The following is a 9,702-nucleotide window of genomic DNA, read 5'->3' on the forward strand; positions in this document are numbered from 1 at the left end:
TTGCGCGACTCCGGATACTAGCGTCAGGACGCGGCGCCGCAGCCGTGCCGTTCGGCGGACAGCTCGGCGAACGCGGCGAGCAGCGGGGTCAGTTCGCTGCGCAGCGGCACGGCGCCCGGTGCCGTGTTCGCCGGGGCGTACGTGGTGGCCGTGAAGTACGCCGTGCCGAGGGCGCCGCCGCACTCCCGCTCGGTGCGGGCGGGCGCCGACGCGAAGCGGTGGTCGTCGTTCCGTTCGATGACGGCGGCCGGGCCGTAATGGGCGGCCAGGGAGACGGTGGTGTCACCGATCTCCAGGTCACCGATCTCCAGCACGCACGACTCGCTCAGCGTCGCGCCCGCCACGGTCTCCCGGACGCCGGTCACGCCGAGTCGGCTCGTGTGCTCGTCAAGCCCGGCGCACGTGCCCTCCGCCTCCGCCGGGCCCCGTTCCGTGGGGGGCGTCAGGTCGATGTCCCCCGGGAGGGCGGGCAGTTCGCCGTCGCAGCCCCAGGCGGCGTCGATCCGCTCGGCGATCCGGCCCGCCGTCATGGCGAGCGCGTCGTAGCGTTCCTGCGACACGTCGGTCGGGTCCTGCCCCAGGACGGACAGGAGCAGCCCGCCGCCCGGCTGCGTCGCGCAGTCCAGCAGCAGGACGACCCGTGCGCCGCCCGTGTCCTGGGGCGAGGAGACGGTGCCCCGCCAGCCGTGGCCGACGGGGTTGCCGCTGTAGTCCCCCGCGTGCGCCGGGATCGCGGTGACGGCGGCGGGCTGGAGATCCACCTCTAACTCTGCTCCGCAGCAGAGCAGTTGGAAGCCGCGCCCGAAGAGCGGGTCCACGTCCGGGGCGTAGCCCTCGCGGATCTCCACCCGCCCGCCGCCCTGGTGGTCGCGCGCAGCCTCCATTGGGACGACGTCCTGGCAGCGGCCCTCGGCGCGGTCGGGCTCCTCGCGCGGCCACCACAGCAGCGCGCCCGCGATCAGGGCGGCACCGGCCACGCCCGCGACCAGTCCCACGTACGCGCGCCGCACCGGCGTGCCCCCTGTCCATTCGATGATCGGCCGATCCTACGAACTCCGGTCGTGGCGCGGTGCGTCGGGCCCGTGCGGCAGGCGCCTGACGTGCCGTCCGCCGAGGGGGGCGTACGCCGGGGTGCGGCGGCGTACGCCTGGAGGGGGTGGTGTGACTCCTGTGCGCCTCTGGTGGAGACGGTGACGCAGTGTTAGCGTTGCGTAGTCATGCGACAGCGGGGCGTACAGGGTGCAGGGGGGCGGGGAGATGGACGGGTTCACGGGCCCGGTGCGGGTCATCGACGTCGGGGACGAGCGGTTCCGGCGGGTGTTCGAGGCGTTCCTCGCGGGGACGGACGAGAAGGCGGCGGTGCATCCGTACCTCACGGACATCGTGACGGCCCTGCCGGAGCGTGGCGTGTGGCTCGACGCCGGGGCGGGGGAGGGGGTGACGACGCGCCACCTCGCGCCGTACTTCGCGGCGACCGTCGCCGTCGAACCGGGGGCGCACCTGCGCGCCAGGCTGCGCAGCGCCTGCCCGACCGCCGTCATCGTGACCGACCCGGTGCTGCGCGCCGGGCTCGACCTGCGGGCCGACTTCGCGCTCTTCTCCCACGTCCTCTACTACCTGCCGCCGCAGGAGTGGCGGGAGACGGTGCTGCGGCTGCTCGGCTGGGTCAAGCCGGGGCGGGAACTGGTCGTCCTGCTCCAGAACCCGGAGGACGACTGCATGCGCATGGTGCGGGAGTTCACGGGCGTGCGGATGGATCTGGCGGCCCTCGCGGACGAGTTGGCTGCCTCGGGTGACGGACTCGTCGGCGACGTCTCGCTGCGGACGCTGCCCGCCACCTACCGGGCCGCGACGGACGCGGCGGCCTGGGAGGCCGCCGAGTTCATGCTGAACGTCCCGCAGCTCGCCGCCATGGAGATACGCCCGGACCGCGCGGACCTGGCGGCCTACGTCCGTGGCCACTTCTCCCGGCCGGGCGGCGGCTACGCCATCGGGCACGCCAACGACGTGCTCCGCGTGCGCCGCGCGGCCGGGCCGCGACAGGACGGGGAGTCCCATGACGTGCTGACGTGACCGCCCGCGCCCGTGAGCGGTGGGCCGAGGAGGAGAGCGCGGGGAGTTCCCTGTCCACGCGGCCGTGTCCGCCGTCACCGAGGCGGGCGCCCGGGAGGGCGCGCGGGAGGGTGCGCGGGAGGGTGCGCGCCTGACCCGCCGGGACCGGCGCCCGGTCGGCGACGAGGGCCAAGGACACCGTGTCGCCATGGCGACACGGCCACCACAGAGGAGGGGAAAGGGGAGACACCGACCACGCACCGTCGCCCCGGCGCGCGCCACGACGCCGGGACCGGCAGCCCAGGCCGTGACGTGCGACCACCGCCTGTGCGGGAACGGGCGCGTCCGCGGACCACACCCGTCCCCGGCGGGACGCGGCGGCGCGTACGTGAACCACCGGCCACGGAGCGGCCGGACGGCCCTCGGCCGACCGCCGCTCCCTCCCCCCGGACGGCGACGCCCCCGCGTGCACGGGCGGGGGCGCCGCTCCGGTGGCGGTAGCATCCCGGGCGTAGCGCAACGGACCCCGACGCCCGAGGAGAGCACGTACGCCATGCCGGGAGAACCGCAGGCCGACTGCCTGTTCTGCAAGATCGTCGCCGGTGACGTCCCGGCCACGATCGTCCGGGAGACGGACACCACCGTCGCGTTCCGCGACATCAACCCCCAGGCGCCCACGCACGTGCTGGTGATCCCCCGGGCCCACTACCCCGACGCCGCCGCGCTGGCCGCCGCGTCGCCCGAGGTCCTGGCCGACGTCGTGCGCGAGGCGCGCGAGGTCGCCGTGCAGGACAAGGTCAGCGACACCGGCTACCGCATCGTCTTCAACACCGGTGGCGGCGCGGGCCAGACCGTCTTCCACGCGCACGCCCACGTCCTCGGCGGACGCGGCCTGGAGTGGCCCCCCGGGTGACGCCCCACGTCGGGGCCGCCGCGCGGCGGCCCCGGCACACCCGGCGAAGCGGCCCCCTCCCACCCCCGGCCCGGAAGGCCCATGAGCGGTGTCACCCCGTGAACTGATCGTCCTCGGCACGGCGAGCCAGGTGCCGACGCGGCACCGCAACCACAACGGGTACGCCCTGCGCTGGGACGACGAGACGATCCTGTTCGACCCGGGCGAGGGCACCCAGCGGCAGATGACGCACGCCGGAGTCACCGCCCACTCCCTCACCCGCGTCTGCGTCACCCACTTCCACGGCGACCACTCGCTCGGCCTCTCCGGCGTCCTCCAGCGCATCAGCCTCGACCGCGTCCCGCACCCGGTGTACGTACACCATCCGGCAAGCGGCGCCGCCTACTTCGAGCGCCTGCGCTACTCCACGGCCTACCACGAGACCGCGCGCATCGAGCCGCGCCCCGTGGCCGAGGACGGCGTGCTGGCCGACAGCCCCGCCGCGTTCACCCTCACCGCCCACCGGCTCTCGCACCCCGTGGACTGCTTCGGCTACCGCCTCACAGAACCGGACGGCACCCGCATGCTGCCCGCACGGCTCGCCGCGCGCGGCATCAAGGGCCCGGACGTGGGCCGACTCCAGCGGGACGGCGCCCTGCGCGGCGTCACCCTCGCCGAGGTGAGCGAGGTCAGGCGCGGACAGCGCTTCGCGTTCGTGATGGACACCCGCCTGTGCGACGGCGTGTACGCCCTGGCGGAGGGCTGCGACATGCTCGTGATCGAGTCCACGTTCCTCGACGCGGACGCCGCCCTCGCCCACGAGTACGGTCACCTCACGGCGGCCCAGGCCGCCCGCGTGGCCGCCGGGGCAGGCGTCCGCCACCTCGTGCTGACCCACTTCTCCCAGCGCTACGCCGACCCCGCCGCCTTCGCCCGCGAGGCGCGGGAGGCCGGCTACGCGGGCGAGTTGACGATCGCCGAGGACCTGACCCGCGTCCCCGTCCCCGCCCGCCGCTGACGGCGCGGGCGGCGTCCTACCCCTCGCCGCCCTCCGGGACCTCAAGACGCGACAGGTCGCACTGCCAGCCCGTCACGGCCTCGTCCCCCGCCCCGACCAGCATGCCGCCGGGGGAGAGCGCGACGGCCGCGACGTCATGGTGGGCGCGGAACGACAGCCGTCCCCCGGCGGGCAGGCTCCGCAGCTCGACCAGCCCGTCGGCCCAGGCGGTCACGCACACGACGCCGCCCGCCGCACGGGTCGCGGCGAGCGCCCGCGGCACCGCGTCACGGCGCGCCACAGGCACGTCCGACGGCGGTCCAGGCGGCCCCCACAGGACCACCCGCCCGTCCTCCGCCGCCGCGATCACCAGGGCCCGGCCGTTGCCCAGGGCCAGACAGCAGACGGCGGTCAGCGGCGCGTCCGTCAACCCGGCCGTCAGCCTCACCGTCCCGCTTCCGTCCGGCGCGCGGACCGACACCGTTCCGGAGGCGTCGCCGACGGCCAGCAGCCCCGCCTCAGCGTCGCCCGCCAGACAGGTGAGCGCCGCCCGCCCGGGGTCCAGGGCGCCGTGCGGCACGAGCGGCGGCCCCCCGTCGTCCGGCACGCGGCGTACGGCGCCCGAGGGATCGAGCGCGGCCCAGGAGCCGCCGGGCAGCGGGGCGAGCCCGCGCACCGGCCCGGCGGGCGCGCCCCCGACGCGGCCCGTCGTCACGCCGCTGCCGACGTCCAGCCGCCGCAACTGCCCCAGCGGGTCGGCCGCGAGGACCCACGGCTCCTCGTCCGGCCCGCCATGCCCGGCCGGTCCGAGGGCCAGGGCCCGGACGGCGCCCGGCCAGCGCTCGCCCTTCGCCGGGCCGTCGCCGACACCCGCGCTCGCCCGCACGAGGGACCACCGCGCGACGACGGCGTGGCGCCCCGCGGCCGGGGCGAGCAGCTCGGCCAGCCGCGGCGCCCGCGGCAGCGCCGCGGCATGGAGGACGGCCGCGCGTTCGGCGAGCCCGGTGCCCGCCTCGTCCAGCGCGGGCGCCGCCACGCCCCACACCGACCGCAGCGCCCCCGGCGTCGGCACCCCCCGGCGGTCGAGGAGCCCGCTGATGTCGCCAGGCGCCCCGTGGACGAGGAACCCCGGGTCGCTCAGCAGCCGCGCCGCCTCCTCACCCGTCCCGGCGTGGCCCGCGACATGCTCCAGGACGTAGCCGGGCGCGCCCGCCCAGTCCGGCACGCCACGCGAGTCCACCGGCACGAGCGAGAGCAGCGCGTCGAACAGCCCCTCGGGGGCGGCGGGCGCGGCGAGTTCGGCCAGGAAGGGCACCGGCAGCCGGAACGACCGGCCGCCCAGGGCACGCGCCGCCTCCGTCACGGCGTCGGCCGCGCCGGGCTCCCCAGGGAACGCCGCCGCGTGCAGCGCGCGCCAGGTGGCCAGGTCGAGGGGCCCCCTGGTCCGCGCGAGGGTGCCGAGGGCCCGGCGGACCGCCGCGTCGAGACCGTCCCACCACGCGCCGCACAGCCGTCGTACCGCCTCCTCGCCCTCGGCGGCGGCTCCGCCGAGTCCCGCAGCGCCCGGTATCCGCGCCGCCAGGTGGCCCAGCGCCGGGAACGGGTACGCGGCGGCGGCCGGTACGGGGCCCGGCGCGAGCCCGTCGTACCAGGCGGCGTAGGCGTCGGGGTCGGTCATGCGGGGGTCGTCCAGGTCGATGACGGCCGCCTGGGCGTCGAAGCCGCTCGCCGCCGCGTCGCGCACCTCGGCGACGACACGGACCCACGGGAGGTGGAGCAGCGGCTCCAGGACGTCGGCCACCAGCCGCGTCCCCGTCCGCCGCTCCCTGGCCACCGCCTGATGGAGGTCGGGCACGGCGATCAGCGACGGGCGCGCGTCGCGGGCCACCCGCGCCAGCAGGTCGGCCACCGACCGCGCCCGGTGGCCCAGTTGGTGGGCCAGCTCCCACACCAGCGGCCCCGGCGTCCGCCCGGCCGCCGGGAGGACGGCGTGGACGCGCGTGGCCGGACGGTCCGCGCCGTGCGCGACGAACCAGGCCAGCAGATGGCTCTTCCCGATCCCGCGCGAGCCGCTGACCAGGCAGAGCCGTTCGGCGCCGGGGTCCGTGGCCCAGCCGACCAGCGCCCGCCCGGCGGGGCCACGGCCCGCCGCCAGGGGAGCGCCGGAGGACGACGCGTCGGGCATGACGCACTCCTGTTCTGCGGCCCGGTTCTCCGCGGCCCGCTGTTCTGCGGTCAGGCGCGCGTCCGGCGGCGCAGGGCCGCGCGCCCCCTCAGCCCTCCGACGCGCGCCGTGCCGCCGCCTCACGCAGCAGCGCCACGAAGCCTTCCTCACGCTCCTGCGCCGTGCCGTCGTACGGGAAGCTGTGGGTGAACTCCGCGTCGGGGAAGACCTCGGCCAGCCACAACGAGCAGTAGTGGCCCGGCAGGAAGCACGCCTCCAGCTCCGTGTAGACCTTCCGCACCTGGCCCGGCTTCACACCCGACGCCCGCAGCTCCTCCCACAGCCGCTCCTCCGGATGCAGGCACAGCCCGCCGGACGAGGTGAGGATCTGCGGCAGCCCCTCGGCGTCGAGGACCTCGAACGCCGCGTACGCCGCCTGCATCATCGTGTGCCTGACGTCCTGGAGCACGGCCAGCCACCAGGAGTCCGCCGCCTCCGCAGGCCCGGGGTCGGCGACGGACAGCCGCCGCAGCAACGCCCTCACCAGCTCGGCCTGTTCGGGGACCGACTCGGTGGACGCCAGGGAGGACAGCCCCTCGTCCAGGGCGAGCAGCGATTCGAGGAACGCGTCCAGGGACCGGTTGACGAGCGGCCCGGGACCCTCGGCGCCCGCGTACTCGGCGCGCACCCCGCCGTCCCCGTCCACGCACAGGTCCGCGCCCCGGTCGGAGCCGATACGCGGCCAGCGCGCCCGCTCGTCCTCGGGCACCGTGGCGCCGACGGAGCGCCGGAACTCGCCGAGCGCCACCGGGCCTTCGTCCGAGACGAAGTACGGGCCGACCTGGCGCGGAACCCCGACCTCGGCCAGCAGCGCGGAGACCCCGGGCGGGGAGGCCGCGCCTGACGTGTCGATCCGGCGGAGCCCTTCCTGCCCGAACCGCGCGACCAGCCTGCCCGGAAGATCCGACATGTCGGCGCTCATACTGTCCCCTTGGCTCGCTGCCCCACCGTTCGGCTCATCCTATCGCCCGCCCCCCGCGCCGAACTCCGTGAACAAATCCCTCACCGGCGAGCGGTGTTCACGCTTTCCCCTCCTCTCACGCCAAAGCGCGCGATCGATGGCCCCGGCAGGGCGCCCCCCAATTCCCCGCGGAGCGCCGAGCGGTGAGAAAGGGAAATCCGCCGATCACCTCGAAAGGCACGTCGCCCGGCGGGAATTCGCCGCCTCGCCCCGACCGCGACCGGAAGGTCCGTCACGCCGCCGGACGCGCCTCCCGCGGCGTCATCCGCCGGTCACGAAGGTCAGGCCGGAGATCCGCGACGCGAAGGTCTGCCCCGCCGACAGGCTCGCCTCCGCCTGCACCGAGATGGCGGCCCCGAAGGTCCGCATGTCGTCGGTGTTCAGCCGCAGCGCCGGAAGCGGCTCACCGGCGGCGAGTTCGGACGCCTCCTCCCGCACCAGCCCCGCCACGGCCGTCGCGATCTGGTCCTGCACCGGGCCGATCACCCCGTCCACGAGCGCGCCGACCGCCTCCTCCTCGAAGCGCTCGATGATCTCGTTCACCAGGCGCCGCTGCAACTGCTGCGCCGCCACCGCCCCGCCGGAGGCCAGCCCGAACGTGGCCGCCGACGCCGCCAGCGCGGCGGCCATCTGCCCCGCCGCGATCCCGAGCTGCGTGATGCACCGGTACTTCATGCCCTCGACGGCGAGCGCGGCGGCGTCCAGCCCGTCGGCGAGCAACTCGCAGCCCTCGACCAGCGCGTGCATGTGTCCCGACGACTGCCTGCCCCACAGGTCGGCCAGCGCGAGATAGGAGCCCGCCCGGTAGACCTCGGCCAGCTCATGGGTGACGACCCCGTGCGTCACGTCCTGCGCGTCCTGGCACTCGCGCGCGTAGGCGCGCAGATGATCCGCCGCCTCGCGGAGTTCGTCCTCGTCGATGTCGGGCCAGTTGAAGCCCAGCCAGTCCACGACCTCGGCGAGCCATCCGGGTAAGTTGATCGACATGTGCATCCCCCCGATACACGTTCTTTCCCGCTACCCCTCGTCATGCATCGTACGAATGCGCGCCGCGCGGGCCAAGAGCGCATACCGGGCCGCCGCATTTCCGTGACGCGTTCGTGCATTCGGGCGGAAGTCGATCGTCCGGAATTGCCGCCGGGTGAGGGGGGAGCGGTGAATGGGGGAGGCGGAATGCGTGGTCCGGCAGGGCACGTCACCCCCCGGGCGCCGTCCCGCGCCCGGGGGGAATCCGTGTCAGCGCCGGAGAGGTTCTGACCGCACGCCGTTGATCGTCGTGCCCGCCTGCTGCCAGTTGAGCGCGACGTCGATCAGGAAGTCGGCGGGGAAGTCCAGCTCCGGCGTGCTGAGCCGGTCGAGCTCCGCCAGGTCGTCGTCGGAGAGCGTCACGTCGAGCGACGCCAGGTTCGCGTCCAGCTGGTCCACGCGGCGGGCGCCGATGATGGTCGCCGTCACGGGCGCCTGCTGCCGCACCCAGGCCAGCGACACGGCGGCCACCGGCGCGTTCAGCCGCTCACCGATGCGCCCGAGCCCGTCGATCAGGTCGAAGGTGCGGTCGGTCAGGCTCGCGGACACCTGGGAACTGCGCCCGGCACCCGACGGGTTCGGGTTGTCGCGCGTGTACTTCCCGGTGAGCACCCCGCCTGCCAGCGGGCTCCAGGGAGTGACGCCGAGCCCCAGCGCGTGGGCCGCGCCGAACAGCTCGTTCTCCACGGTCCGCTGGAGCAGCGAGTACTCCACCTGGATGGCCGCCACCGGCGCCCAGCCGCGGAACTCGGCGACGGTCGCGGCGCGCGTCACCGCCCAGGCCGGGGTGTCCGACAGCCCGAAGTAGCGGACCTTTCCCGCGCGCACCAGGTCGTCCAGCGTGGCGACCGTCTCTTCGAGCGGGGTGTGGCGGTCCCAGTTGTGCTGCCAGTACAGGTCGATGTAGTCGGTGCCGAGCCGTTCGAGGGACGCGTTCACCTGGTGCAGGATCGCCTTGCGGCCCGCGCCGCCCCCGTTCGGGTCGCCCGGGTGCATGTTCCCGGCGAACTTCGTCGCGATCACCAGCCGGTCGCGCAGCCCCGGGTGGGCCCGCAGGTACTCGCCGACGACCCGCTCCGAGCGGCCCTCGGTGTAGCCGTTGGCGGAGTCGAGGAAGTTGCCGCCCTGGTCCAGGTAGCGGTCGATGATGGCTGCCGAGGTCTCGTCGTCGGCGCCCCAGCTGGGGTCGCCGAACGTCATGGTCCCCAGCGCCAAGGGGCTGATCCGCAGGCCGGTACGGCCCAGGGTGCGGTAGTGGTCGAGTGCGGCCAAGGCGGTTCCTTCGTCGTGTTCTGATCACCGGACGTTGGCATCGTGCGGCATATGTCCGGTACGTCGCGGGAGGCCGCGTCCCGCGTGTGTCGGCGCCCCGGCGATGTGCTCCGGGCACGGGGAAGCGCCCCCACCGTCCGGTGAGGGCGCTTCGTGCGGGACCGCGCTGTGTGCCTCTGGTCAGTAGGCGCTGTTGACGTTGTCCATGGAGCCGTAGCGGTCGGCGGCGTAGTTGGCGGCGGCGGTGATGTTGGCGACGGGGTCGTAGGGGTCGGTGC

The 9,702-nt window shown here is 75.2% G+C and carries 8 protein-coding genes and 1 pseudogene; 3 read left to right on the forward strand and 6 right to left on the reverse strand.

What is annotated here, in order from left to right:
* Positions 1-23: 23 nt before the first annotated feature.
* Entirely contained in the window at positions 24-1,010 is a 987-nt protein-coding gene (locus tag IF27_RS20300; RefSeq protein WP_052851087.1) for a hypothetical protein, read from the reverse strand.
* Positions 1,011-1,257: 247 nt separating this feature from the next.
* Between IF27_RS20300 and IF27_RS20305 the strand changes: the two genes are divergently transcribed.
* The 3 genes from IF27_RS20305 to IF27_RS20315 all read left to right on the forward strand — a co-directional run bounded on the left by IF27_RS20305 (position 1,258) and on the right by IF27_RS20315 (position 3,962).
* The gene (locus IF27_RS20305) at positions 1,258-2,073 is read left to right on the forward strand and encodes a methyltransferase domain-containing protein (protein ID WP_052851088.1); all 816 of its coding nucleotides are present in this window, start codon (positions 1,258-1,260) and stop codon (positions 2,071-2,073) included.
* 532 nt (positions 2,074-2,605) lie between these two features.
* The gene (locus IF27_RS20310; RefSeq protein WP_052851089.1) at positions 2,606-2,965 is read left to right on the forward strand and encodes a histidine triad nucleotide-binding protein; all 360 of its coding nucleotides are present in this window, start codon (positions 2,606-2,608) and stop codon (positions 2,963-2,965) included.
* A gap of 88 nt (positions 2,966-3,053) precedes the next feature.
* Positions 3,054-3,962: a ribonuclease Z gene (locus tag IF27_RS20315; RefSeq protein ID WP_052851090.1), complete on the forward strand. Its 909-nt coding sequence runs from the start codon at positions 3,054-3,056 to the stop codon at positions 3,960-3,962.
* A gap of 16 nt (positions 3,963-3,978) precedes the next feature.
* Here IF27_RS20315 and IF27_RS20320 read toward each other — a convergent pair whose 3' ends face one another.
* From IF27_RS20320 to IF27_RS20340, 5 genes and pseudogenes are all read right to left on the reverse strand, one after another.
* Entirely contained in the window at positions 3,979-6,126 is a 2,148-nt protein-coding gene (locus IF27_RS20320; RefSeq protein WP_052851091.1) for an ATP-binding protein, read from the reverse strand.
* Between the two features lie 88 nt (positions 6,127-6,214).
* Positions 6,215-7,075, reverse strand: coding sequence for a nucleic acid/nucleotide deaminase domain-containing protein (locus IF27_RS20325; RefSeq protein ID WP_190233049.1), 861 nt, complete (start codon positions 7,073-7,075; stop codon positions 6,215-6,217).
* Positions 7,076-7,387: 312 nt separating this feature from the next.
* Positions 7,388-8,113 (reverse strand): WXG100-like domain-containing protein, encoded by a 726-nt coding sequence (locus IF27_RS20330; RefSeq protein ID WP_052851121.1) that lies wholly within the window; start codon positions 8,111-8,113, stop codon positions 7,388-7,390.
* Positions 8,114-8,362: 249 nt separating this feature from the next.
* Positions 8,363-9,424 (reverse strand): aldo/keto reductase, encoded by a 1,062-nt coding sequence (locus tag IF27_RS20335; protein ID WP_052851093.1) that lies wholly within the window; start codon positions 9,422-9,424, stop codon positions 8,363-8,365.
* Between the two features lie 180 nt (positions 9,425-9,604).
* A pseudogene (locus tag IF27_RS20340) lies at positions 9,605-9,702 on the reverse strand (transglycosylase SLT domain-containing protein); the annotation flags it as partial.

The sequence above is a fragment of the Streptomyces avicenniae genome, assembly GCF_000719135.1.
In the GTDB taxonomy this organism is placed as follows: Bacteria; Actinomycetota; Actinomycetes; order Streptomycetales; family Streptomycetaceae; genus Streptomyces; species Streptomyces avicenniae.